Genomic DNA, 24,083 nt, shown 5'->3' with positions numbered 1-24,083 from the left:
AAAGTTGATTTATTTGCGCCCTGGGCCCAAATCATAGTTCAGGGCCAGGTTAATGCCCATGGTATATGGTTTGCCCTGCGGCGCCTGCGCCTTCTCTGGTGAGGAAAGCATGGTGTCGAAGTACGCCCTGTACTCTGGGCCGATTGCCACCGACACGTTGTTAGACAGGCGCTTGCCTACACCGGCTGTTACGTTGCCGGACCACTGCAGCTTGCGGAACGGAGAGTTATCGTCGCTGAGATCGTACTCTGTATTGCGCACCTCGGCAGAGGAGGCGATGATAGCTGTCTGCAGCAGGACGTTGGCAGCTACGCCGCCACCTGCAAACCAGAACCAGTCTTTTCCTATCTTCCCCTCGTACTGCACCCCTGCCGGCACTGTAAGGTGGCGGTAGCGGTAAAGCACATTAAACTCATCCGTCTGGGCTACGCTTAGCGAGTCGGAGGCATAGTTGTTACTAATCGAGGGCAGGAAAATAGTGGTTGCCCCCGGAGTCTCCGTCTTTTCGGTGCCTGGCTCTCGCCAGAACTGCTGTATCACGTAGCTCGATTTAGACCGGGCGGTGTTCTGTGTAAAACCAAGGCCGCTCAGTAACTTCCATTTCTTGCCAATCTTAAAGCCCGCCTTGGCCTCCACACCAAACGAGAAGCCGGGTTCTACCTCCTGCTCGTGCTCCTCGCGTGCATCATCCATCATTCTGGCGGATCGCTGCATGGCTGTAGGAGGCGCAAAAGAAGCAAAGCTGTTCATGGGGCCCATCATCTGGGTCGGTATCCCAATATTCTGCTCAAAGTAACTCGGCGCGTAAGCCATCCCCAACGACCACCTTCCGGCAGATGCTTTCTCCTTGCCTGTGTCTGTGGCACCGCCAGCGGCAGCAAGCGTTTTTTTCTCTGATTTATACATTTGCTGCACCGCTTCCTGCTCTGCCTTCAGTTGCTTCATGCGGTTCATTACTACTTCACTCAGCGTTCTGAAGTCGTCGGAAATTTCCGGTGATGCCTGGGGAAAAGCGGGTGCCCCGGCTGAGACAAATCCAGAAGCGGATGCTGGTCGCTCGGTAAAGGCGCCGTGCATACTTTTTAACCGGGAGAACATACTACTGGTTGCAAGGTCTTCTCTGCTTCCTTTTCGGCTTTGATAGGTTGGGATATACTTGCCGGCCGGCACACTATGCCAGGCGCTAGGGTCTGAGGTGGCGGTAACACTTGCCACCACCGGGGCCTCAATCTTAAAGCCTGCTGCTACACTTTGGGTTTCCTGTTCTGCCGCTCCCTCACTTCTGTTGTCTGCTATGGCCACCTGCTGGCGCACTGGCTCCTGACCTGCCGGCTCTAACGCCAGCGGCTGTACAGCCAGTTGCATGGCTGCGGCAATGGCTTCGTCCGTTGTTAAGCTCTCCTCCGAGGTGTCTGTTCCTGCCGGTACAGCTGAGGCGATTGTTCCGTTTGGCTGCTGCACCTGTGCCATAGGCGCCGGGGCAGAACCTCCAAAATAGTAAGCTGCAAAACCACCGGCTACCAACAGCAGCGTAATGCAGGCTGCTGCCAGCTGCCTGTAAAACAGCATGCCCCGCTTGTATTGCCCGTTTTCCTGCACCGTCAGGTTATGGTCTATGCGGGCCCAAAGGTCTGCGGACGGAGAAGCCTCAGCGTCCTGCATGCGGCGCTGGAATTCATTTTCCAGGCTTCCGCGCTTATTGTTAGTTGCTGATGACATGTTCCTTAAGTTTTTTTTCCTGGCGCAGCAGCATACTTTGCAGTATTGCCCTGGCGCGCGAATATTGTGATTTTGATGTCCCTTCTGATATGCCCAGCATCTCCCCGATCTCCTTGTGGTTGTATCCCTCTATGGCATAGAGGTTAAAAACCATGCGGTAGCGGGGTGCCAGACTTTGAATCATGCTCAGAAGTTCGTCCATAGTATAGCCGCTCAGGCTAACATCGTCGGCGCTAAGGTTAGCCACCTCCTCCGCCTCATGCGACACAGTGAGCAGTTGTTTGCTGCGCAGATGCTTCAGAGCGGTGTTAACCATAATGCGGCGTACCCAGAACTCCAGCGGGCAATCCCTTTTAAAGTTTTGGATATTGTTGAACACCTTGACAAAGGCATCCTGCATAATATCCTCGGCCTCAAAGGTAGTGGGAGCGTAACGTAAGCAAACCACCATCATCTTTTTTGAATACAGGTCATAGAGCAGGCGCTGCATGTCGCGTTTACCCGCGATGCACCCCTCAATGAGTCTGTCCTCGTCTGACTTTGGTTTTGTAAAAAGCTTCAAATGCGGCCTGCTTTACGTTTGTTTTCTTCTATGATTCCTGCAGGGCACTTAAGGTTGCAAGCAGGTAAAAATATTTTCTATAGGCGGGAAGCAAGCCCTTCAAAGCGAACAGCTTCCAAGGGTAAATATAGGGAAATACAATAGTTACAGCAGCAGCATCTGCTATGATTATTTTAAAGTATACTGCCTAAAGTACCAGGAAATGTATAGAAGCGGGGATTTATACTTTGCGGAGCGATCTATTCCTCCCTGCCAAGCGTAGGGGCGTTTCATTCTATAAATGAAGCCACAAATTTTTTGTCATTTTGCTAAGAAACTTGGTGGAAAAAGAGCGCCCCTACCCCCGGAGCTTAGGCCTATACTACCAGCTACCAAGATCCTTTCAGGATGACAAAAAGAGGAAAATGAAACGCTCTCTGTCAAGTGGGGTATGTTTTCAGGTGTAAGTATAGATGGGCAAGTATAAGATACCGAGCGTGTGCATCTTGAGCTGGAAGTATAGATTTCTTTGCCAAGATCCCGGAGCCGGGCAATCTGGCATGGCAAAAAAGGCAACCTAGAACATGCTACGGCCATACTATTTGCCCTCAGTAATTACCTTAAGTATAAGTACTATAAAAAAGTAAAGCCTCCCGGGCGGGAGGCTTTCTACTTTCGCAGCAAGCTTGTAGTGTTGTAAATCATCTTAAACCTCGCTCAACAGCTCTTTTATACTTTAACTCGGTATATTCAGGAACAAAAATTTATAACAAAGCATGGCCAGCAGTGTCAGCAGCAGCATCCAGGTGTAGCCAATTACTTTTACAGCCACCACGGATCGGCTCATCTCCTCATAAGCCTCCAGCCGTGCCTCCTGCAGCACATCCCGCGGCAGCAACTTGTAGGAGGCCGACAGTCCCATCGCCACCATTACCACATCATCCAGATAACCAAAAACCGGCATCAGGTCCGGCACCAGGTCCAGCGGGCTTACCGCATACGCGATGGAAACCGCCAGTAGCACCCTGACATACCACCTCGCGCGGGTATCTTTGTAAGCCAGGTATAAGGCATAAATAGTTGTATGGAGCGAATGCGCCTTTTGTTTTAGGGTGTATAAATGCGGCATGCAGTAGTGTTTAAGAGCTTATGCTACATTAAACGCTACTAACACAAGATAAAGTTGCACTGTGTCAGGCCTTTTTACGCGCTTCCCCGGTTTAATATTCAATATTCAATATTCATAATTCCAAATACTCCAGGCGGCTTCTGCCTGTAGGTGCAGCATGGGCAGGCCATTCAGTGTTTGTGCTCCCTTTGCGGCGCATTTCTGCAGAAACAGTGTTTGGGAAGGGTTATATACCAGATCGTAGCAGTAGTGCCGGGCAGTTATACTGCTGTACGGCAGCTCCGGCGCCTCCTGCACCTGTGGGTACATGCCCAGTGGGGTGGTATTGATGATGAGGTTATACTTTTGCACCATTTCCGGCGTCAGCTGACTGTAGCTTAGCTGCCCTTCCGCTACATTTCTGGATACGCGCAGGTACGGGATTTGCAGTGCATCCAGCGCAGCCCACACGGCCTTGGCCGCCCCACCGGTACCTAACACCAGCGCCTGCCCCCGCTCCAGCTCCGGGTAAAAGGTCTCTAATGATTGTTTAAAGCCAACAAAATCGGTATTGTAACCTTTGGTGCGCCCCTGGCTTATTCTGATGGTATTGACGGCCCCGATCCTGGCCGCAGCCTCATCCAATTCATCCAACAACGGCATCACCTGCTCTTTGTAGGGCACGGTCACGTTCAGGCCCACCAACTCCGGCTCCTGTAGCAGCAGCTTTGGAAGCTCCTGAACCTCCGGCAGCTCATACAGTTCATAAACGGCATCGGCTATACTTTCACGTGTAAACTTCTCTGCAAAGTATTTTTTGGAGAAGGAGTGCCCGAGTTTTTTACCGATGAGTCCGAATTTGCGCATGGGCTGTAAGTATGAAAACCGGATTTATACTTGTACCTGTTGTGTTACCGTGTCATCCGTGAAGCGGTCTACCAGGTACACCACCAGGAAACCGAAAATAGCCAGCAGCACGCCGTACATCAAGTATGATTCTTGCCCGGTAAGGGCTTCGTAGCTCGCCGGCAGCACGTTCTCCTGCACGAGTGGTTTTACCTCCCCATGGCGATCGGTATAGGTTTCGAGCGTTTGCTTCCAGGGCCATACTTTGTTGAGCGAGCCCACCATAAAGCCCGTCAGCAGGGCTACGGTTATGTTATGGTAATGCTTTAGCATGTAGTTGAGCACGTGCGAGAAGACCAGTATGCCGGTAACGCAACCCAGGCCGAAAAAAGCGATCACGTCCAGTTTCACCTCTTTCACGGCGTTAAGTATAAATTCATACTTGGCCAGCAGCACCAGCAGAAAGCTACCCGATATGCCCGGCAGGATCATGGCGCAGATGGCAATGGCGCCGGAAAGGAAGATGAACCAGTAGGCCTCCGGTGACTGCGTGGGCGTGGCCACTGTAATGTAGTAAGCAATGCCTGCGCCGGCAATCCCGGCAAGTATAACACCCCAGCTCCAGCGGGTGATTTTCTTGCTCACCACCAGGGCCGAGGCCACGATCAGGCCAAAGAAGAAAGACCAGAGCATCTCCGGGTAACTCTCCAGCAGGTAAAGTATAACCCGGGAGAGCGATACGATGGAGAACCCGATCCCGGCCAGCAGCACCACCAGGAAGTTACCGTTAATGTGCTTCCAGAAGCCTTGCAGGTTAAAGCGGAGCAGCAGCTTCAGGGCCTCACCGTTCACAGAGCGGATAGAGCCTAGCAGCTCCTCGTAAATGCCGGTGATAAAAGCGATGGTACCGCCCGAAACGCCCGGCACCACATCGGCGGCGCCCATGCCCGCGCCTTTGGAGAACAGCAACAGGTACTCTTTCAGAGATCTTCTTTCCATAAAAATGATACAGCTATACTTGGTGCAGCTTACTATGAAAACACAAATTGCCCGTGCGGCCACACCGACGGGCAATTTATACTTTTGCGTTTATACTTTATATCTTCAAGCCTGCTTTTTCCATGTTAAGGAAGTGGTCGAACGTATCGCCACGCAGGCCCAGGCGGATCGTCTCCAGCGGAATAACCTCACTTGGGGCTATGTTACCGAGGTTTACGTTGGCACCCAGCAGTTTTATAAACCATACTTGCTGCGCCTTTTGCGGAGCCTCCCACAGAATCTTCTCAAACGGAACCTGTGTCAGGATCTCCTCTACCAGACCGCTGCGTACCTCACCGGATGAGCGGAACAATCCAACATTACCTCCCTCACGGGCCTCTCCGATCACCTTCCAGGCACCGGCTTCCAACTCCGCTTTCATCAGCTTGATCCACATGTAAGGCGGGATGATCTTCTCGGCATCCTTAGAGCCAACTTCCGACAGCACCGTTACCTGGTCAGCCAGTTTGGCAATGTACTCACACTTTACGTCGTGGGGCATCTCCAACGAGCCGTCCGACACCTCGGCAAAAGTCATTTCATACTTATCCAGCACGCGGCGGTAATCCTCAAACTGATTACGGGCAATAAAGGCCTCAAATAAAGTGCCTCCGAAATAAGTCGGTATGCCAGCGGCCTTGTACACTTCCAGCTTCTTCTTCAGGTTAGGCGTAACGAAAGACGTGGCCCAGCCCAGTTTTACAATGTCAACATATTCTCCGGCTACCTCCAGGAAGTCTTCCACCTCCCGTATGCTCAGGCCTTTGTCCATGGCCATAGTAAAACCACGCTCACGTGGCTTTGCCTCGCGCTCCGGAATGCTCTTAAGGGTATAGTTCATCTGATTTTATTTGCGGTACTGATCAATTAATCGGGCTAATGCACGCTGCGACTCCAGCTCAGGGAAGAACTCAAACAGCAGCTTGTGCTTGTCGAAGTCCAAAATTAACGCATTTTCCAGATAATTATAAGCTTCGCGGTATTTTCCTGCAGAAAGCATGTAAGCACAGGCCCTGTAATACAGCTCTGCCTCTTTGGGTTGCAGCTCTATGGCATTCAGGATAATGTCTGTGGCTTCCTCAAAATTGCCCTGCTCGTAAAGTATAACAGACCAGTTCAGGTAGATATTTTTATCGTCCGGGCGAATCTCGGCAGCGCGCTCGTAGCTCTCCAGCGCCGACACCACATGCCCCACATGGTACTCTGCCCCTGCCAACGCCACCCAGTAGTCGGCGCTGTCGTCGTACAATTCCACGGCCTTCTTAAAGAAGTGCACCGCCTCGTACCACTTGCCCTGTGCATCCAATATTACGCCTATCCCGAACCAGGCTTCGTCCATTTCCGGGTCCAGGTCCACGGATTTCTGGTAGTAGCGCCGCGAGAGGTCCCATTGCTGCAGTTTCTCGTAGCACTCACCAATGTTGCAGTAAATCTCCGCGTTCGGCTGCCCATGCTCGATCATGGCGTTAAAGGCCTCAATGGCTTTGGTGTACTCGCCCACATACACCAGTGCATTGGCCATGTTATTATAGGCGGTAATAAAGTCGGGGCGGATAATGGTGGCGTAGTCGTATGCGGCAATGGCCTTGTCGTAAGCGCCCATTTTGTTGTAGACGTTCCCCAGATTAAACCAGGCCACATACGAGTAGGGGTCAGTATCCACGAACTTCTGGAAGAACGGCACATTCTCGCTCACCGAGTTCGTCACATCCAGGCAGTAGAGTATCTCCTGCATGGCCGCCTCGTTCTCGGGGTTCAGCTCCACGCACTTTTTATAGTACTTCACCGCCGACGACAGTTTGCCCCAGGTTTGGTAGGCCAGGGCTATGTTAAAGTAGATATCGTCGCGGTCATCGGCATAAGCCAGCGCCTTCTTAAAGTAGTCGATGGCATCGCGGAATTCGCCGCGCTGGGTATAGATGATACCGCGCGTCAGCTGCACATCGGCGTTCTCCGGCTCTACCTCCGCCACCTTGTTAATCAAAACCAGGGCCTCCTCAAAATTGCCGGACATAGCCAGCAGCTGTGCCTTGTCTATCTGCAGCTCCGAGGAAAACGGGTACTGCACCAGCGCAAAGTCGCAGGCGGCCAGGGCTTTTTTATACTCAAAGTTCGCGGTATAATGGTCTATGATATACTCAAAATCTGTGAGGTCAAAAAACGCCGTCTCGTTGCTTCCGAGCGTGCGCTCGAAACGCTGTATCAGTTCCAGCTCTTCGCTGTGTTCGTCAAAGTCTTCTTTCATCTCCAGTATCCAACAAGCTGCGTTCAAGCAGCTTCTTTCTTACTACATTTTAACACTGCAAATAGTTTATTTGGCCCCCTGCAGACTGCCATTGGCCATTTGCCCCTCCAGCTCCCGGCACACCCAACCCACTGATTCAGAAACAGGTCTGAACTCAAAACCTATCGTCTTCCGGATTTTTTCGTTGCTGAAGAAGTGCGTCTTTCTGGACACCCGGGCCGTGTCTTTCGTGATGAGCGGGCGGGCCTTTGTAAGCCTGGCGCGCAGGTGCTCCAGCCGCCACACCACCTCCGTCAGCAAAGCGGGCACCTTCATGGCCGGGGCCTTTTTGCCAAAGCAGCTTGCCGCCTCATTAAAAAATGCTTTATAGCTCATCCGCTCGGCATTCAGGATAAACCGTTCGCCGGTTATCTCTGAGAACGTCAGGCGCAGCATGGCTTCCACCACGTCGCGCACATCCACAAAATTGGCTTCGCCGGCCGTGTAAAAGGGGCGCTCGTTATAGACATACCGGAACAGCTGTGTGCTGCTGCGGCTCCAGTCGGCCGGGCCAAGTATAATAGAGGGGTTCACGATCACGGCATCCAGGCCCTCAGCCACGCCACGCCATACTTCCACCTCCCCGTAATACTTGGAGCCGGCGTAAGCCGACACCTCAGCCGCCGGGTCCCATTTGCTGTTCTCGGTAAGCACCTCTACATTTTTTGGGCGCCCAACCGCCGCAATGGAGCTCACGTGGCACAGTTTTATACTTCCGGCCTCCAGGCAGGCATCCACCAGGTTGGCCGTACCCTCAATATTTACCTGCTTCAGCAGCTCCTCATCCTGCGGGGCATACGATACCACCCCAGCGCAATGGAACACATACCTCACGCCCACCAGCGCATCGCGCAGCAAGGCGGGGTCCAGCACATCGCCCTCCAGCCACTGCACCTGGTCGGCACCCGCCACTGCAGGTATCTGCCCACGGAAAAGCGCCTTTACCTGGTGTCCCTGTCGCAAAAGCTCCGGAATCAGAAAACTGCCGATCAGGCCACTGCTGCCCGTTACAAATACCATGGTTGTAAAATTAAACTTATCTACTCTTCCTACACCTTATCTTAAGGCATAACCACACTCGTCACATTAGATGGTGTTGGGCTCAGGGCCGGAAAGACAATCTTACCCGTTTCTGGGTCATTATAAGTATCCGCTTTGACGGTGTTACCATGGACTACGATGTACACGCGGTCGCCACTGGCAAATCCCCTGTCCTTCAGGTCCTCTATGTCGAACAGTTCCTTAAAAGTACCGGATACAGAGTTCATCGTAGCCCAAGCCAGCATAAAGTTATCTTTCGACACGTTAGGGTCTTTGCTGAAGAACAGCTCCCTTTGCCTCGGCTGCTCCATGGAGGCCGCCGGCGTCAGCACGCCACTGACGGCAATATTGCTCCCTTCCACAGAGGCTGTCACCTCCGAAGGGATAGAGGTAGACACCCGTCCAATTCTAAACCCGCTCACAAACCGGTTGAGGGTGCTTCCATCTTCTATTCAGTAATTATACTCGATAGTGACATAGGTGCCATAGCCCGGCTTACTGAAGCGGGCTCTCCTCCTACCCAACGGCACGCCCTCTATCCTGAATTTCCCTCTGGCATCTGTATAGCCTTTCACCAGTGGATCGGTGCCAAGCACTGTCACCTCCACGCCGCTGTAATCCTCCTCCCTGAGGCCCGCTTCGTTATAGAGTTCTATTTGCCCGTCATAGGTTACAGTCGGCTCCGGTTCCTTCTCCTCCCCCTCCTTACAGGAGAAGAGCAGCATGGCGCATAGTAACGGAAATGACAGATGTGTAAATGTTTTAAGCATAAGAAGTTTGTTAACATTGTTTATAAAAGATATGGCATAGATCATGCAAGGAGGCATTGAGCTTTTAAGGCAATTAACTATGGCAATAGAAGTTCGTGGAAGTATAAAGTATGAATTGATGTGAAAACTACAGCTGCCTGTTGCGCAGCGGCAAGGCCAGGGCTTTTACGAGGTGCTTTGAGGCAAGCACCTTGTGCAGGGTGGCAATATGCTTCATGCCATGCGTGTCGGTGCCCAGAAAATCCACGAAGCCTTGCTCTATCAGCCGCTCGGCCACCTCTTTGGCTCCCGGCGAGTAATAGCCTGCCAGCGAATTCAGGTTTGGCTGAAACAGCACGCCATGCTCCCGCAGTGCCACCAGTTCCTCAAGCTTGCCATAAAAGTACGTATAACGCTCCGGGTGCGCCAGCACAGGCTGATACCCTTTGGAGCGCATCTTAAAAATAGTTTCGCGCAGGTTCAGGGGCTCGTTCAGGAACGATGTTTCAAAGAGCAGGTAGTTCTTGCCGAAGGTGAGCAGCTCCTCGTTATTGTCCAGCTTGTCCAGCAGGCCCTCGTCCAGGTAATACTCTGCCGCACAGTCCAGCTCCATCTCTATGCCCGCCTCCTTCACCGCCTGTCGCAGCAAAGCAAGCTTCTCCCGTATGATCTCAGGCGTGTTCTTGTAGAAGTCGCTCATGATGTGCGGCGTCATGATCAGTTTGCGGTAGCCCAGCTCCTTCATCCCCCGCACCAGTTCCAGCGACTGCTCCAGAGTATCGGCCCCATCGTCTATGCCGGGCAGTATGTGCGAGTGCATATCCACGCCAAGCTCGCTCAGCGAGACCTCCAGCGTGGGATCGCTCCCTCCAAACAGGTTCTTCAAAAACTGTATCATCTTACTGCGCAATTGATTCCTGTGGCCCTGCTGCAAAGGGCAGCACAGCAAACAAACTTCAAAATAACGGAAATAAAAGTCACTGTCAAAATAAAGGTGCCGCCCACAGTCTCCTCTCTTACATACGATTAAATGTATATAGCTGATTGGTGCTTTGCCCTTATTTATATAGCTTTGTAAACAACGGATAGTGCAATACCGTTACATAAGCTACAAATCACCTTAATTGAACCCAAACTATACATGGAATTAAAAACAACTGAAAACCAGCGCATGATTGCGGACATGGTCCGTGACTTTGGCGCAAAGCACATCAAACCCAAGATGCGGGAGTGGGACGAGTCACAGGAGTTTCCGGTGGAGGTCTTTAAAAAACTCGGCGAACTGGGCCTGATGGGTGTGCTTGTGCCTACGGAGTATGGCGGCTCAGGCTTCGGTTACCTGGAGTACGTTACGGCTATCGCGGAGCTTTCCAAAATCGATGGCTCCATCGGCCTGTCAATGGCGGCACACAACTCGCTTTGCACAGGGCATATCCTGGCCTTCGGTAACGAGGAGCAGAAAAAGAAGTACCTGCCCAAGCTGGCCACTGCTGAGTGGATCGGGGCATGGGGACTAACGGAGCCAAACACCGGTTCAGACGCGGGCAACATGCGCACGGTGGCTGTGCAAGACGGGGATTACTGGGTAATTAACGGCGCCAAGAACTTCATCACGCACGGTAAGTCTGGCAATGTGGCTGTCGTGATTGTGCGCACCGGTGAGGTAGGCGACTCGCATGGCATGACGGCTTTCGTGATCGAGAAAGGCACGGAGGGCTTCAGCGCCGGCCGCAAAGAGGACAAACTGGGTATGCGTGCCTCCGAGACAACAGAACTTATCTTCCAGGACTGCCGCGTACACAAAGACCAGATCCTGGGCGAGGTGGGCGAAGGCTTTATCCAGGCCATGAAAGTGCTGGACGGTGGCCGTATCTCCATCGCGGCGCTGTCGCTGGGCATTGCGCAGGGTGCGCTGGATGCCGCGCTGGCTTATTCGCAGGAGCGCCACCAGTTCAACAAGCCGATCTCCAGCTTCCAGGGCATTGCCTTTAAACTGGCCGACATGGCCACCGAGGTAGAGGCGGCATCGCTACTGACGTACCAGGCAGCCGACATGAAGAACCGTGGCCTGAACGTGAACAAGGAGTCGGCGATGGCCAAGTTGTATGCCTCCGAGGTGTCCGTGCGGGTGGCGAACGAGGCTGTGCAGATCTTCGGCGGCTACGGCTTCACGAAAGACTACCCGGCAGAGAAATATTACCGCGATGCCAAGCTTTGCACCATAGGTGAGGGAACAAGTGAGATACAAAAACTTGTTATATCACGAGCTATGTTAAAGTAAAAAGGCTGTGGGAGAGGCCTTATAGCCGCTTCTCCCCTGCTTTTTTGAAATAAAATATTGCTGGCTAATAAATAATTAGCCAAGAAGTTGATTTTTAAGTATAAGGTTGCTTAAATTTGCAACCCTAAATCCAAAGAGAAGCGAGGAATAATATGATCATTGTAAACGTAAAAGATAACGAGTCTGTAGACCGTGCTCTGAAGAGATTCAAGAAGAAATTTGAGAGAACTGGAGTTTTGAAAGAACTGCGCTCAAGAGCTTATTTTGAGAAGCCATCTATTGCTAAGAGAAAGCAAAAAGAGAGAGCGGTGTACAAGCAGCAGCTGTTTGCTGACCAAAACTACTAGTATATCTAACAAGATATTTTATTTTTCCATAAATTAGTGTACCTGATTCACCCAGTCAGGTACACTGATTTATGGATTTATTTTTTAAGTACCTACAGTACGAAAAGCGGTATAGCCCGCACACGCTTACCTCCTATCACACCGACCTGGGGCAGCTCTCTGAGTACCTGCAACAGGTTTACCAGATAACAGATGCCGCCGAGGCTGACCACACCATTATCCGCTCCTGGATACTGACCCTGGTGCAAAACAACATCAAGCCGCGCTCTATTAACAGGAAGATTGCCTGCCTGCGCTCTTACTATAAATTTTTGATGGCGCAGGAGCGCATACGAGTGAACCCGATGCTGCGCATTAAAGCACCCAAGGCCGGCAAAAAGCTTCCGGCCTTTGTACAGGAGGAGCCATTCAATAACCTGCTCGACAGCTTTACTTTTGAGGATACATTTGAGGGACAGCGCGACAGGCTGATCCTGGAATTCCTGTACGGCACCGGCATACGCCTGGCGGAGCTGATCAATATTGAGCCCACAGATATTGAGTTAAGGGCCAAAACAGTGCGTGTTCTAGGCAAAGGTAACAAAGAACGCATCGTGCCGCTCAACGATTCTCTGCTGTTGGCGCTGGATGCCTATAAAACTGAGAAAAAGCATTTTTTTGGCGATAACAATTCGGTAAAATTGCTCGTTACTAATAAGGCACGGCCTCTTTACCCGAAGTTTGTTTATCGTGTCGTAAAAAAATATATCAGTTTGATAACCACTTCTGAACACAACAGTCCACACGTGCTGCGACACTCCTTCGCTACCCACTTGCTGAACAAGGGGGCCGACCTGAATGCGATCAAAGATTTACTGGGGCATACCAGCCTGGCAGCTACCCAAGTATACACGCACAATTCCATCGAGCAACTCAAATCTATTTTTGAGAAAGCTCACCCAAAAGCATAATAAGTTTAACTTTTAAATGTAAAGCATATGAAGCTACAGATGCATTCCATCCACTTCGAGGCAGACCAGCAACTTGCTGATTTCGTTCAACAGAAAGTAGATAAACTCGAGACATTTTACGATCGCATTGTGGAAGGCGAAGTGTTTCTTAAACATAACAACAACGACGGTATAAACAACAAGACCGTGGAGATCAAGCTGTTTGTACCAGGCTCTACATTATTCTCACAAGAGGACGCCCCATCTTTTGAAGCCGCCGCAGACGCTGCCGTAGAGGCCATGCGCCGCCAGCTAAAGCGCTTTAAGGAGAAGCAACTGGCTCACTAACTAAACTTGTAAAAGTATAAAAACAGCGCGGCCTGCTATACTTTAGCAGGCCGCGCTGTTTTTATATACGTATAAACTAGCTTATACTTGTTGGCTACAGGCCAAACTCGGCTTTGATCTTATCTACGTAATCGAGCTTTTCCCATGTAAAGGTCTCAAACTCTTTCACTTCTTTTTTACCGTTTACCGATACCTCCACAGACTTCTTGCCAGGCGTTCTGCCCATGTGGCCATAAGCGGCTGTTTCAGAGAAAATAGGATTCTGAAGGCCAAAGCGCTGCACAATAGCGTAAGGGCGCATATCAAACAGCTTGTTCACCTTCTCTGCTATCTCTCCATCGCTCATCAGGTTGCCATTGGCGTCTTTCACCTTGGTAGAGCCGTAGGTGGTTACATACAGGCCAACAGGTTTTGCCACCCCTATGGCGTAAGCAACCTGCACCAGCACCTGACTGGCCACACCGGCCGCTACCAGGTTCTTGGCGATATGGCGCGTTGCGTAGGCCGCCGAACGGTCTACCTTAGAAGAGTCCTTGCCAGAGAAGGCGCCACCACCGTGCGCACCTTTTCCTCCATACGTATCCACAATAATCTTACGGCCTGTTAAGCCTGTATCGCCATGCGGACCACCTATAACGAACTTACCAGTAGGGTTAATGTGGTAAATGATATCAGAGTTGAACAGCTTCTGTGTACGCTCCGGCAACTGTTGCAGCACACGCGGGATCAGGATGTTGTTCACGTCATCCTTGATCTTTGCCACCATCTGGCGCTCCGCCTCGTCCTTGGCCTCAGGGCTATCGTTCTCAGCCACCACAAACTCATCGTGCTGTGTAGAGATTACGATGGTGTCGATCTTCTCGGGCACGTGGTTATCGCTGTAGCGTATTGTTACCTGCGACTTCGCATCTGGACGCAGGTAAGTCATCTCCTTACCCTCTTTACGGATGGCAGCAAGCTCCTGCAGCAGCAGGTGCGAGATGCTCAGCGCAAGCGGCATATAGTTGTCTGTCTCGTCGGTAGCGTAACCGAACATCATACCCTGGTCGCCAGCGCCCTGGTCTTCCGGGTTCGCTCGCTCAACGCCTTGGTTAATGTCAGCCGACTGCTCATGGATGGCAGAAATCACGCCGCAGGCATCCGCATCAAACATGTATTCTGATTTAGTATAGCCGATACGCTTGATCACGTCGCGGGCTACTTTTTGCACATCTACGTAAGCTTCCGTCTTCACTTCTCCGCTCAGCACCACCAAACCAGTGGTTACCAAGGTCTCACAGGCTACTTTAGATTGTGGGTCTTGCTTTAGGAATGCATCTAAAAGGGCATCCGAAATCTGATCAGCCACTTTATCCGGGTGTCCTTCTGACACAGACTCAGATGTAAATAAATAAGGCATTTTTTCTGTGGGTTTAGGTACAAAGTATAAACCGGCTGCCCCCCTTGGCAGCGGGTACAAAGCTAAGACAAATCTGCCACACTTGAAACTGAATATCAGGCCTGCACAATGCCTTCTAGCGTTTTAAGCACAAAAGGTTACGCCCCATCAAATACTTTGATTCAGACAGGGGGTAGTTGCAGAACAGCCGTGGCTGCACAACCTTTTAAATTTAGCCCCCGTTCATCTACAAAAAATTATACACTCGAAATTACCCTTTATGAAACATATATTTTCTGTATTCTGCCTTGTCACCTTTCTGACGGGCAGCGTATTCGCACAAAACGATTCTCCTTATAAGACTAGTCTTAAAGTTGATGCCCCAATCATTGCCGCCGGTATGGGCCTGAGCGCCTATGGCCTTTCCCTGATGCAGGATAAAAGCGGACTGAGCCGTGAGGAAATCACGGCTCTAAGGAAGGACGATGTAAATGGGTTCGACCGCTTCGGGGCGGGCTACCACTCCGACAACGCCAAGAAAATTAGCGACTATCCTTTTTATGGCTCTTTTGCCACTCCTTTTCTAATGTTGCTTAACAAGAACGTAGGTAGTAAGGCTGGCCAGGTAGTGGTGCTGTATGTGGAAACAATGGCGGTGACGGGAGCCCTTTTTACGATGACGAACGGCAACGTGGAACGCGCCCGCCCCATGGTTTATAGCGATGAGGTGGACATTTCGGACAAGAATGACGCGAATGCCCTTAACTCCTTTTACGCGGGCCACACCGCTGCCACCGCCAGCGCCACCTTCTTTGCCGCCAAAATATTTCATGACTTTAACCCAGACTCAGGTGCCCGGCCATACGTTTGGGCTGCCGCTGCTGCCGTTCCTGCCGCCGTGGGCTACATGCGCCTTAAGGCTGGTAAGCACTTCCTAAGCGATAACCTGTTGGGCTATACTTTGGGTGCCGCCGCCGGCATAGTGGTACCGCAGCTCCACAAGAAATCAAACAAGCGAAACATTAGCCTGATACCTGTTTCTGGCAAGTATTTTAACGGTGCCCTAATGACATATACTTTTTAAAAATGAAACGGCCACTGTGGCTCTTCTTAGTTTTACTGTGGCCATACTTTGCCTGGGGGCAAACTACGTCTCCCTATAAAGTAAACTGGCTCCGCGATGGCGGCGTTACAGTTGGGGCAATAGGCGCCACGGTGGCGGGCAACATTCTTATCGAGAAGAAAGATAGGGTAAACGCTGCTGATTTAGCGGCCCTGTCGAAGTATGACGTAAACAAGTTTGATCGCTTCGCGGCAGGGAACTACAGCAGCAGTGCCGAGACAGTCAGCGACTTCCCGTTCTACAGCTCCTTCCTGACTCCGCTCCTGTTATTGCTTGATAAGGATGTAAGGCAGAACGCCCCGGAAGTATACCTGCTCTATGGCCAGGCGCTTTCTATTGCGGGAGGGATGTACAGCATGACAGCCGGCGTTACTAAACGAAAGCGGCCGTACGTTTATGCCGTGGATGCTCCGCTGGAACTCAAAACCGACAAGCAGGCAACTAATTCTTTTTACGCTGGGCATACCGCCGCCACAGCCACCGCTACTTTCTTCCTGGCTAAAGTATACCATGACTTCAACCCTGACTCCCCTGCCCGTCCCTACATTTGGGCTGCCGCTGCTACCGTTCCTGCCGCCGTTGGGTACCTTCGCATCAGAGCAGGTAAGCACTTCCTCAGCGACAATATTATCGGCTATGGCATAGGTACAGCGATTGGTATACTTGTGCCCGAGTTGCACAGGGTTGACTCCCGTTTCTCATTGGTTCCAGAAAGTGATGGCTTGTATGATGGGATGGCGGTGGTGTATAGGTTTTAAAAACAAAAAGCCACCCGTTAGGATGGCTTTTTGTTTTTGGATATTCTAAAGATTATGGATTCTGCACCATTTTCGGATTAGCATCCATCTCTCCTTGCGGAATTTGGTGGATGAACAGATCAGAGTTAGCTGGTGTCACACCTACTTTAGCCGTGTGGTTACCTGTACGAACCAGCGGCTTCTGCAGACGCTTGATGTCAAACATTGCAAAACCTTCGCCATACAGTTCCTTTCTGCGCTCAACATAGATCTCCTCCAGGAGGGCTTCTCCGGTGTTCAGCGATGGCAACACTAAAGTAGCATCTGTGTAGCGGTTACGACGCAGCTCCAACAGCAACTCCTGAGCACCCAGGAAGTTACCTAACTGAGCTTTAGCCTCCGCCTCAATCAAAAGCATTTCTGCTGAACGCATCAGTACTATATGACCGCCTAAATCAACCAGGTCCTTAAACTTGGTGATGGTGTAGCGATCAGAGTTCCATACTTTTTCGCCTGCATTATTCGTAGTGAAGGCTTTTGTATCTTCCTGAAATTCACGACGGGCATCATTCTCATCAAACAGAGCTACAAAGTTGTCATTCGCACGAAGGTTGTTATACCCTCTACGGGTATAAACTCTACTTCCAGTGCTGCTGATTGTGTAACGGCCATCTATAAATGAGTAGAAAGACGCAAAGGAATTATTCTGATCAGCAGATTGAGGTAAGCCCCAAATCCACTCCCCATTGCTGTAGTTGTTGAAGCCAGCTTTGTAAGTGGTTGCGTTCATCAGAGGGTAACCCTGGCGTGCCTTAGCCGCAAACTCAGCCGCTTTTTCCCACTGCCCCATTTCAAGGTATACACGGGCCAGCAAGCCTTGTGCTACGTTTTTGTTGAGGCGGCTCTTGCTTGGGCGTGCAGTTGTCAGGCTCTGCTCTGCCTCTGTCAGGTCAGCCAGGATTTGGGCATACACCTGCTCAAGCGTTGCTCTCTCCTTACCCTCAGTCTGAGGCGTAGCCGGATCAAGCATCAAAGGCACAGCAGGTGCATTCTTATCCTTCAGGTAAGTGTGCTGGTAAACACGCGCCAGGTTAAAGTATGCAAAAGCTCTGATTGCCTTAGCCTCACCTTCGAATGCTCTCTTCTCAGCATCTGTGGCATCCGGCAGGTTCTTTGCGTTCGCTATAATATTATTGGCGTTGGTAATCAGGTTGTAAGAGTGGCCCCAGATAATACGGGTGCCACGGTAAGTAGCTAACTTGTTATCCAGCTCATACTGATAGATGAACCAGTTATTGTTCGCCATTACATCCTGCCCCATCACATCAAACGTCATCATCAGTGACGGAACACCGTAGCTATCATGGCTCACAGATCCCTGGTTTACCGGCGCCTGACGCATCAGGCGAACAATACCTGTCATGGCAGCTTCCATACCTTTCTTCGTGCTGTATGCCTGATCGTAAGACACAGCGTTAGAAGGCACTACCTCCAGGTAATCTTTTTCACATGCAGTTAAGCTTAGCGTTGCACCAAGCAGAGCTACAACAAACTTATTATTGTTAATTTTCATTTCTCTCTACTAATAAATAATACTTACAGAGTTGCACGCACACCTACAGAGAATGTCTTCTGAGCAGGGAATCGGCTGTTAGTCACACCGTCAATTGATTGTTCCGGGTCAAGGCCCTGCGTCTTAAACAGTGTCCAGAAGTTGTCGCCCTGAACAAAAATTCTGGCGTTCTTCAGTCCAACGCGATCCTGCAGGCTCTTTGGCAGTGTATAGCCAAGCGTTACATTGCGCAGGCGCAGGTAAGATGCATCAACCAGGAACCTTGATGACGTAGAGTTAGAGTTCAGTGTCTGCGATGTGCCTAATCTTGGCACGTCTGTCACGTCACCTGGCTTCTGCCATCTGTCCAGGATATCCTCGCTCCAGTTTGTGCCGGCTCTGTCGCCACCGTGCATCAAACCACTATAGTCTGTGTTCAGGATCTCACCACCAATACTGTAAGTGAAGAACACGCTCAAGTCGAAGTTCTTATACTGCAGGTTGTTGGTTACACCACCAGTTACATCTGGCAGCGCAGTTCCTACATAGTAGCGGGTAGCCTTGTTGTAGTCAGAAGTGGTAGTTTTCTCTACTACATTTCCATCAGCATCCTTTACATCTGTGTACCACAGGCTCAGACCAGTTTGTGGGTCTACGCCCGCAAAATCCTGGATGAAGAAATCATAGATGGAGTGACCTACTTTCAGCTGCTTGGTACCCTGCAGAATAGTCTCCTGAGGGAGCTTGGTCAGCTCGTTTTTGTTATGAGCAGCGTTTGCGTTGATGCTCCACTGGAAGTCATCCCCTTCAACAAGACGTGCATCCACATTTACTTCAACACCTCTGTTTCTCATAGTTCCCAGGTTGTCGAATACCGATATGAAACCTGTTGAAGGAGAAAGAGGCTTGTTGAAGAGCAGGTCTTCTGATGTTCTTTCGTAGTAATCTAATGATACATCCAGCTTGTTGAAGATAGTTGCATCAATACCTACGTTAAATGCAGCCTGCTTCTCCCATGAAAGAGCGATGTTTTCCAGTTTGTCAAGGATAATGCCTGGCGCAGACAAATCGCTATATCCAGTTTGGTATAAACCTCTGTATGCATAGAAGTCAGCGCCACCGCCTGCCGTAAGCAGACCTTCGTTACCGGAAGTACCGTAGCTGGCACGAATCTTAGCATCGGTTACCCATGCAAGATCGCTCATGAAATCCTCCTGAGAGATTCTGTATGAACCACCAACAGAGAAGAAGTTACCCCAACGGTTGTCTGTCTGGAAACGGGAAGAACCATCACGACGGAATGAACCAGACAGGTAGTACTTGTCCTGGAAGTTATACTTAACCTGGCCCAGGAAACTCATCAGTGAACGTCTGTCAGTCTGGCTGTTCAGCGCGTTGATTGTAGAAGCGTTGTCAAGTTCAGTTAAGCCAGGAAGAGCAAGGAAGTTTGTCTTCTGACCGTACATGTAGTCATACTTGTAGTTAAAAGCCTCGAAACCACCTAAGGCATCAATCTGATGCTGCCCGAATGATTTGCTGTAGCTCAGGATGTGGTTGATAGTGTACTCTACGAAAGAGCTTCTCCACTGGGTACCACGACCGCCTACACCAGCACCGTCACCAAAATTAGGGTTGTAGAACGTGAAGTCTTTTGTATTATCGCCAGTAAGTGCGAAGGTAGTTTTATACTTCAGGTCAAGCGGAAGCTCTATTTCACCAAAAGTGTTCAGGCTCCAGGTCAGTACATTACGCTTCAGCATGTCCAACTCCGTAGTACCCACTGGGTTGCCATTACCGCCATATGGTCGGCTTGTGTTAAAGTCAAACTCAGAAGGGTTCTCGATGAAAGTACCATCTGCGTTTCTTCTTCTGTAGATCGGGTAAACCGGAGCGATGTTTCTTCCCCAAGATACCACGTTACGGAAAGCTGTACCGCTGGATGTAGGTGAGTTCTGATCTGTGTTGGCGATCAGGGCATTTACACCGAACTTAATTTTATCTGTTACCTGAGAAGATACGCGAAGGCGTGAGGTATAGCGCTCAAAGCCTGAGGTGATGAAAGCACCTTCCTGGTTCAGGTAGTTACCTGAGAAGTAGTAGTTTGTTTTGTCGTTTCCGCCCTGGATACCAAAATCATACTCCTGACGAGTGGCATTTCTGAAAAGAGCATCTCTCCAGTCATCCTCCCAGGCAGGTGTAAGACCTTCTTTCAACTTACCATCAAGGCCGATCGGCTCTGCATCAGTATACGGGTTGTACTGCTGTCCGTTTGCAGCACCAGCTATACGACCAACTACGGTCTTAGTAGCATACTCCTCCGGCGAGGCAAACTTCCCTTGCCATTTACTGCCGTCTGCTACAGCATCGTTTCGCAGTGCCTCCCAAGTCAGCTCATAGTACTGATCTGTGTTAACAGCATTGTAGTCTTTTACTGCAAAATCAGAGATACCATAAGTAGCACCAAATGTTATGATTGGGGCTTTAGGAGCCTTGCCACCTTTGGTAGTGATTACAACTACACCGTTTGCAGCACGAGAACCGTAAAGAGCAGCTGCCGAAGCATCTTTCAGAACGGTCATAGACTCAATGTCGTTAGGGTTGATTGCGTTTAGGTCTCCGGAGTAAGGCGCACCATCAACTACGTAAAGAGGAGTAGACGACGATGCCACTGAACCGATACCACGGATTCGGATTTGCCCTGTAGCACCCGGCTGGCCACTTGTCTGCACCACCTGTACACCTGGCGTTAAACCACCCAGTGCTTTGGTCACATCATTTGCCTGAAGCTTCTCAATAGCTTCTGCTTTTACAGCTGAGGCTGAGCCAGTGAATGACTTCTGATCGGCTGTACCATAGGCGACAACAATCACTTCTGATAAAGCTTTGCTATCTTCTGCAAGCTTTACATTAATTGTGCTTCTGCCAGTTGAACTGATCTCCTGCGGCACATAGCCCAGGAAAGAGTACAGAATAACGGCGTTATCGGTTGGAACACCAACGGTATAGCTACCATCAGCTCCGGTGAATGTTCCTACGGTAGTCCCCTTTACTACCACATTCACTCCTGGCAATGGCTGTCCATTACCAGCATCAGTAACTGTTCCTGTGATGGTTCGGTTTTGCGCCCACGCCTGACTAACAAGCGTTAGGAACACAACCAAACCAAATAATAGAACTTTTCTCATAAAGATAGATTAGATTGATTGGTAAAATAGTTATTAGTTGTGGGCCAAATATAAGTTCCTATTGTAACACAACATCTACTTGGTAAAAAAAAATATACCCCATACAGCATTTAAAGCAATGTTTAGACTAGAAAACATATACTTTTTACACTTAATATATTCCACATTAATGAGTTACAAAAAGATAATGCCTATTTGTAAATTTGCGCCGACTGTGTTCCAACAGATATTAAATCTTAAACAAGACCCTAAGTGTGCAACCAAAACCTCTACGATGTTGCTCTTATGGCACCTCATTTCATGCTCACCAACTGGGAAGCGGCATTTATACAAATCAAATATTCAAATGCTGCTATACTATCTTTAATTGTGCCATTTTTAACAGGACAAAAAAAGGGGGTGTAGTGCTTTCGCACTACACCCCCTTTTTTTGTTAAAAGAGTAAGGCAGCTTATTTCTTCTCCTTTAGATTCTCCTCAAAGAGCTTGAAAATACGCTTATACTCATCGGTCCAGCTGGCTGGCTCGGTAAAACCGTGGTCCTCCACAGGATAAACCGCCAGCTCCCAGTTGTCTTTGCCTAACTCTATCAGGCGCTGCGTCAGGCGCACCACATCCTGGAAATGCACATTCGTATCAACCATACCATGGCAGATCAGCAGCGCCCCCTTCAGCCCCTCTGCATAATAGATAGGGGAGCTTTTGGCATAGGCTGTGCTGTCTGTGTATGGCGTGTTCAGGATGTTGGAAGTATAGCCGTGGTTGTAATGCGCCCAGTCGGTTACAGAGCGCAGGGCGGCACCCGCAGCAAACACATCCGGCTCTGTGAACATGGCCATCAGCGTAATGAAACCACCGTAAGAGCCCCCGTAAATACCGATGCGCTTCGGGTCAACGTTATACTTCTCCACCAGGTGCCTTGCCCCGTCCACATGGTCGCTCAGGTCCTTGCCGCCCATGAACTGGTAAATGCCCGTGCGCACGTCGCGGCCGTAGCCGGCGCTACCACGGTAGTCAATATCCAGCACGGTATACCCCTGGTCGGCCAGGAAATTATGGAACATGTACTCGCGGAAGTATGAGCTCCACCATTTGTGGGCGTTCTGCAGGTAACCGGCGCCATGCACGAAAACAACGGCCGGGCCATTCTGCTCCGGCTTTGCGGGGCGGTACAGGCGGGCATGCACATCAGCCCCATCCTCTGCTTTAAAGGTGATCACCTCCGGCTCCCGCCAGTCGTAAGACTTAAACTCTTCGGTCAGGGAGTTGGTTACCTGCTTTGGCTTGGCGTTTTTCTTGTTGTCCATCACGTACAGTTCCCACGGCTTGTTGCTGTAGGAGTAACGGATGGCCAGGTGCTTCTCGTCCGGCGACAGCTCCACCTCGTGGGCACCAGCCATACTTGTCAGCTGCACCATTTCGCCGCCGTTTACAGGCATACGGTAAAAATGCTTCTCACCAGGGTGTACTTTATTGGCCGTAAAGTAGAAGTGCTTTTTATCATCTGACATGCGCACATCCGACACCTCATACTTGCCGCTGGTAAGCGCTTTCTTCTTGCCGCTGTTCACGTTCACCGTGTACAGGTGCGAGTAGCCGCTTTCCTCCGAATGGAACCACACGCTTTTGTTATCGGGCATCCAGCCTATTTCGCCGGGGCCATAACCAATGCCCGGGCCGTTAATCCAAGCCTCGTCGCGCTGGCGGTCCAGCAGGGTCAGTTTTGCTGTTGCCGGGTCCAGCTTTAAGATCCAGCGGTCTTTGTTGTCGGCTGAGCGGGCAACCACCACGGCATGCTTGCCATTCTCTGACCAGTATGGACCGTAGATAGCTGTTGCACGCGCTTCAGGCTTTTTCGTTTTGCTGTCGGCTGCACTGGCAGAGGCACTGGCTTTTGCTTCCTGCTGCAGCAGGTAGGCCGGCTGATCATAAATGCCCTCCACATCGTTCATCTTTACAGCGTAGGCTGAGTCGCGCTGTGTGTCATACACAAAGAACTCATACGTGTTCTGCGCATCGCCCACCTTGGTTCTGGTCTTTATATCCTCCGTGTAGCCTGATTCGGTCACAAAGTTTGGCACGATGGCCACATTGGCATTTTTAGGGCGCGAGATAAGCTGGTAGGTGATAAAGCGCTCATTTGGCCCCAGAGTTACGCTATTCACCACTTTATCCTCCACATAAATTTCCTTCGGGCGGTCAGGGGCCTCCAGCTTCTGCTGCTTCTCGGCGGCTTCTTTGTCTTGCTTGCGCTCCCGCACGATCTGCAGCAGCGACAGTTGCTGCTCCTTCAGCCAGTCGCGCTGCGCGTTCTCGCCTTCCTCTGCCGGCTTGCGGCCTTTCCTGAAATCTGTCAGCTGCTCTGTCTGCCCTTTGCTGATGCTCCAGGCATAGAGGTTATTATCTTTCATGTACACCACCTTCTGCTCATCCTGGCTAAAGGCGGGGCTGGTCTCGCGCTCCACGGTGTTGGTTACCTGCTGCGCCTTGCCGCTTTTAATGTCGTACAGAAAAATGTCGCCATTCTTCTCATACACTTTCTTCGTTTCGGCACGGTTGTACTCGCCACGCTGGGCCGGCAGGCTGCGTCGGTCCTTTGCACTTACCTTTTGCAGGTTCTTCCCATCGGCATTTACACTGTACAGCGAGTCCTGGCGGTTACCGTCCGGGTTCCAGGAAAAGTAGACCTTCTTGCCGTCTTCAGACCAGAACACGTTGCCAGGAGGCGTGCCGATCCACTTCGGATCGCGCATGATCTTCTCCACGCTCAGGTCGGTTTTATCGTTCTGTGCCACCAGGGCATTACTGCCTAGCAGCAGGAAAGCCATAAGGGCTACGGCTTTTTGTTTCAGTTGCATAATTAGATAGTAGGTTTTAG

General features: G+C 50.6%; 21 protein-coding genes. 6 read left to right on the top strand and 15 right to left on the bottom strand.

Features of this window, described 5'->3' with window-relative positions:
* Window positions 1-9 precede the first annotated feature (9 nt).
* The 11 genes from OO017_RS00640 to OO017_RS00590 all read right to left on the bottom strand — a co-directional run bounded on the left by OO017_RS00640 (window position 10) and on the right by OO017_RS00590 (window position 10,224).
* The gene (locus OO017_RS00640) at window positions 10-1,719 is read right to left on the bottom strand and encodes a hypothetical protein (RefSeq protein WP_266050511.1); all 1,710 of its coding nucleotides are present in this window, start codon (window positions 1,717-1,719) and stop codon (window positions 10-12) included.
* The gene (locus OO017_RS00635) at window positions 1,703-2,281 is read right to left on the bottom strand and encodes an RNA polymerase sigma factor (protein ID WP_266050510.1); all 579 of its coding nucleotides are present in this window, start codon (window positions 2,279-2,281) and stop codon (window positions 1,703-1,705) included. Before OO017_RS00635 ends, OO017_RS00640 begins: the two co-directional genes overlap by 17 nt.
* Window positions 2,282-2,996: 715 nt before the next feature.
* A complete protein-coding gene (locus OO017_RS00630) occupies window positions 2,997-3,389 on the bottom strand; it encodes a YkvA family protein (RefSeq protein WP_266050509.1) in 393 nt (130 codons plus the stop codon).
* A gap of 105 nt (window positions 3,390-3,494) precedes the next feature.
* Window positions 3,495-4,235: a shikimate dehydrogenase family protein gene (locus tag OO017_RS00625; RefSeq protein WP_266050508.1), complete on the bottom strand. Its 741-nt coding sequence runs from the start codon at window positions 4,233-4,235 to the stop codon at window positions 3,495-3,497.
* Window positions 4,236-4,259: 24 nt separating this feature from the next.
* On the bottom strand, window positions 4,260-5,213 hold the full coding sequence (locus OO017_RS00620; RefSeq protein WP_266050507.1) for a polyprenyl-phosphate transporter: 954 nt from the start codon (window positions 5,211-5,213) through the stop codon (window positions 4,260-4,262).
* Between the two features lie 97 nt (window positions 5,214-5,310).
* Entirely contained in the window at window positions 5,311-6,093 is a 783-nt protein-coding gene (locus OO017_RS00615) for a phosphosulfolactate synthase (protein WP_266050506.1), read from the bottom strand.
* Between the two features lie 6 nt (window positions 6,094-6,099).
* Window positions 6,100-7,497 carry a tetratricopeptide repeat protein gene (locus OO017_RS00610; protein ID WP_266050505.1) on the bottom strand — a complete coding sequence of 466 codons (1,398 nt, stop codon included), beginning with the start codon at window positions 7,495-7,497 and terminating at the stop codon, window positions 6,100-6,102.
* Window positions 7,498-7,563: 66 nt separating this feature from the next.
* Window positions 7,564-8,556 carry an NAD-dependent epimerase/dehydratase family protein gene (locus OO017_RS00605; protein WP_266050504.1) on the bottom strand — a complete coding sequence of 331 codons (993 nt, stop codon included), beginning with the start codon at window positions 8,554-8,556 and terminating at the stop codon, window positions 7,564-7,566.
* A 41-nt stretch (window positions 8,557-8,597) separates the two neighbouring features.
* On the bottom strand, window positions 8,598-8,999 hold the full coding sequence (locus OO017_RS00600) for a hypothetical protein (protein ID WP_266050503.1): 402 nt from the start codon (window positions 8,997-8,999) through the stop codon (window positions 8,598-8,600).
* Between the two features lie 30 nt (window positions 9,000-9,029).
* Window positions 9,030-9,347, bottom strand: coding sequence for a carboxypeptidase-like regulatory domain-containing protein (locus OO017_RS00595; RefSeq protein ID WP_266050502.1), 318 nt, complete (start codon window positions 9,345-9,347; stop codon window positions 9,030-9,032).
* 127 nt (window positions 9,348-9,474) lie between these two features.
* Window positions 9,475-10,224: a tyrosine-protein phosphatase gene (locus OO017_RS00590; protein ID WP_266050501.1), complete on the bottom strand. Its 750-nt coding sequence runs from the start codon at window positions 10,222-10,224 to the stop codon at window positions 9,475-9,477.
* A gap of 243 nt (window positions 10,225-10,467) precedes the next feature.
* On the opposite strand from OO017_RS00590, the gene OO017_RS00585 reads away from it, so the two are divergent.
* From OO017_RS00585 to hpf, 4 genes are all read left to right on the top strand, one after another.
* On the top strand, window positions 10,468-11,607 hold the full coding sequence (locus OO017_RS00585; protein WP_266050500.1) for an acyl-CoA dehydrogenase: 1,140 nt from the start codon (window positions 10,468-10,470) through the stop codon (window positions 11,605-11,607).
* A 152-nt stretch (window positions 11,608-11,759) separates the two neighbouring features.
* Complete coding sequence (gene rpsU, locus OO017_RS00580; protein WP_266050499.1) at window positions 11,760-11,954, top strand: 30S ribosomal protein S21; 195 nt, start codon at window positions 11,760-11,762, stop codon at window positions 11,952-11,954.
* A gap of 71 nt (window positions 11,955-12,025) precedes the next feature.
* Entirely contained in the window at window positions 12,026-12,904 is an 879-nt protein-coding gene (locus OO017_RS00575; RefSeq protein ID WP_266050498.1) for a tyrosine-type recombinase/integrase, read from the top strand.
* 27 nt (window positions 12,905-12,931) lie between these two features.
* A complete protein-coding gene (hpf, locus tag OO017_RS00570; RefSeq protein WP_266050497.1) occupies window positions 12,932-13,231 on the top strand; it encodes a ribosome hibernation-promoting factor, HPF/YfiA family in 300 nt (99 codons plus the stop codon).
* 94 nt (window positions 13,232-13,325) lie between these two features.
* Here the strand turns inward: hpf and metK are convergent, their stop codons facing one another.
* Window positions 13,326-14,630 (bottom strand): methionine adenosyltransferase, encoded by a 1,305-nt coding sequence (gene metK, locus OO017_RS00565; protein ID WP_266050496.1) that lies wholly within the window; start codon window positions 14,628-14,630, stop codon window positions 13,326-13,328.
* 259 nt (window positions 14,631-14,889) lie between these two features.
* Here metK and OO017_RS00560 point away from each other — a divergent pair, with 259 nt between their 5' ends.
* Together OO017_RS00560 and OO017_RS00555 are read left to right on the top strand one after the other, a co-directional pair.
* Window positions 14,890-15,693 carry a phosphatase PAP2 family protein gene (locus OO017_RS00560; protein ID WP_266050495.1) on the top strand — a complete coding sequence of 268 codons (804 nt, stop codon included), beginning with the start codon at window positions 14,890-14,892 and terminating at the stop codon, window positions 15,691-15,693.
* Between the two features lie 2 nt (window positions 15,694-15,695).
* Window positions 15,696-16,490: a phosphatase PAP2 family protein gene (locus tag OO017_RS00555; RefSeq protein ID WP_266050494.1), complete on the top strand. Its 795-nt coding sequence runs from the start codon at window positions 15,696-15,698 to the stop codon at window positions 16,488-16,490.
* Between the two features lie 52 nt (window positions 16,491-16,542).
* On the opposite strand, the gene OO017_RS00550 is transcribed toward OO017_RS00555, so the two are convergent.
* From OO017_RS00550 to OO017_RS00540, 3 genes are all read right to left on the bottom strand, one after another.
* Window positions 16,543-18,042, bottom strand: a complete 1,500-nt coding sequence (locus OO017_RS00550; RefSeq protein ID WP_266050493.1) for a RagB/SusD family nutrient uptake outer membrane protein — start codon at window positions 18,040-18,042, stop codon at window positions 16,543-16,545.
* Window positions 18,043-18,065: 23 nt separating this feature from the next.
* Window positions 18,066-21,206: a SusC/RagA family TonB-linked outer membrane protein gene (locus OO017_RS00545; protein WP_266050492.1), complete on the bottom strand. Its 3,141-nt coding sequence runs from the start codon at window positions 21,204-21,206 to the stop codon at window positions 18,066-18,068.
* 451 nt (window positions 21,207-21,657) lie between these two features.
* On the bottom strand, window positions 21,658-24,063 hold the full coding sequence (locus tag OO017_RS00540) for a prolyl oligopeptidase family serine peptidase (protein WP_266050491.1): 2,406 nt from the start codon (window positions 24,061-24,063) through the stop codon (window positions 21,658-21,660).
* Window positions 24,064-24,083 lie beyond the last annotated feature (20 nt).

This window comes from Pontibacter anaerobius (assembly GCF_026241195.1).
Taxonomy (GTDB): Bacteria; Bacteroidota; Bacteroidia; order Cytophagales; family Hymenobacteraceae; genus Pontibacter; species Pontibacter anaerobius.
Note: the sequence above shows the minus strand (reverse complement) of the source record. Positions and strands in the feature narration are given on the sequence as shown.

Excerpts from the sequence above, each read along its gene's own strand:
- metK (WP_266050496.1), bottom strand. The coding sequence starts at position 14,630 with ATGCCTTATTTATTTACATCTGAGTCTGTGTCAGAAGGACACCCGGAT.
- OO017_RS00630 (WP_266050509.1), bottom strand. The coding sequence starts at position 3,389 with ATGCCGCATTTATACACCCTAAAACAAAAGGCGCATTCGCTCCATACA.
- rpsU (WP_266050499.1), top strand. The coding sequence starts at position 11,760 with ATGATCATTGTAAACGTAAAAGATAACGAGTCTGTAGACCGTGCTCTG.
- OO017_RS00595 (WP_266050502.1), bottom strand. The coding sequence starts at position 9,347 with ATGCTTAAAACATTTACACATCTGTCATTTCCGTTACTATGCGCCATG.
- OO017_RS00555 (WP_266050494.1), top strand. The coding sequence starts at position 15,696 with ATGAAACGGCCACTGTGGCTCTTCTTAGTTTTACTGTGGCCATACTTT.
- OO017_RS00615 (WP_266050506.1), bottom strand. The coding sequence starts at position 6,093 with ATGAACTATACCCTTAAGAGCATTCCGGAGCGCGAGGCAAAGCCACGT.
- OO017_RS00550 (WP_266050493.1), bottom strand. The coding sequence starts at position 18,042 with ATGAAAATTAACAATAATAAGTTTGTTGTAGCTCTGCTTGGTGCAACG.
- OO017_RS00540 (WP_266050491.1), bottom strand. The coding sequence starts at position 24,063 with ATGCAACTGAAACAAAAAGCCGTAGCCCTTATGGCTTTCCTGCTGCTA.
- OO017_RS00625 (WP_266050508.1), bottom strand. The coding sequence starts at position 4,235 with ATGCGCAAATTCGGACTCATCGGTAAAAAACTCGGGCACTCCTTCTCC.
- OO017_RS00560 (WP_266050495.1), top strand. The coding sequence starts at position 14,890 with ATGAAACATATATTTTCTGTATTCTGCCTTGTCACCTTTCTGACGGGC.
- OO017_RS00620 (WP_266050507.1), bottom strand. The coding sequence starts at position 5,213 with ATGGAAAGAAGATCTCTGAAAGAGTACCTGTTGCTGTTCTCCAAAGGC.
- hpf (WP_266050497.1), top strand. The coding sequence starts at position 12,932 with ATGAAGCTACAGATGCATTCCATCCACTTCGAGGCAGACCAGCAACTT.
- OO017_RS00605 (WP_266050504.1), bottom strand. The coding sequence starts at position 8,556 with ATGGTATTTGTAACGGGCAGCAGTGGCCTGATCGGCAGTTTTCTGATT.
- OO017_RS00545 (WP_266050492.1), bottom strand. The coding sequence starts at position 21,206 with ATGAGAAAAGTTCTATTATTTGGTTTGGTTGTGTTCCTAACGCTTGTT.
- OO017_RS00575 (WP_266050498.1), top strand. The coding sequence starts at position 12,026 with ATGGATTTATTTTTTAAGTACCTACAGTACGAAAAGCGGTATAGCCCG.
- OO017_RS00610 (WP_266050505.1), bottom strand. The coding sequence starts at position 7,497 with ATGAAAGAAGACTTTGACGAACACAGCGAAGAGCTGGAACTGATACAG.
- OO017_RS00585 (WP_266050500.1), top strand. The coding sequence starts at position 10,468 with ATGGAATTAAAAACAACTGAAAACCAGCGCATGATTGCGGACATGGTC.
- OO017_RS00590 (WP_266050501.1), bottom strand. The coding sequence starts at position 10,224 with ATGATACAGTTTTTGAAGAACCTGTTTGGAGGGAGCGATCCCACGCTG.
- OO017_RS00640 (WP_266050511.1), bottom strand. The coding sequence starts at position 1,719 with ATGTCATCAGCAACTAACAATAAGCGCGGAAGCCTGGAAAATGAATTC.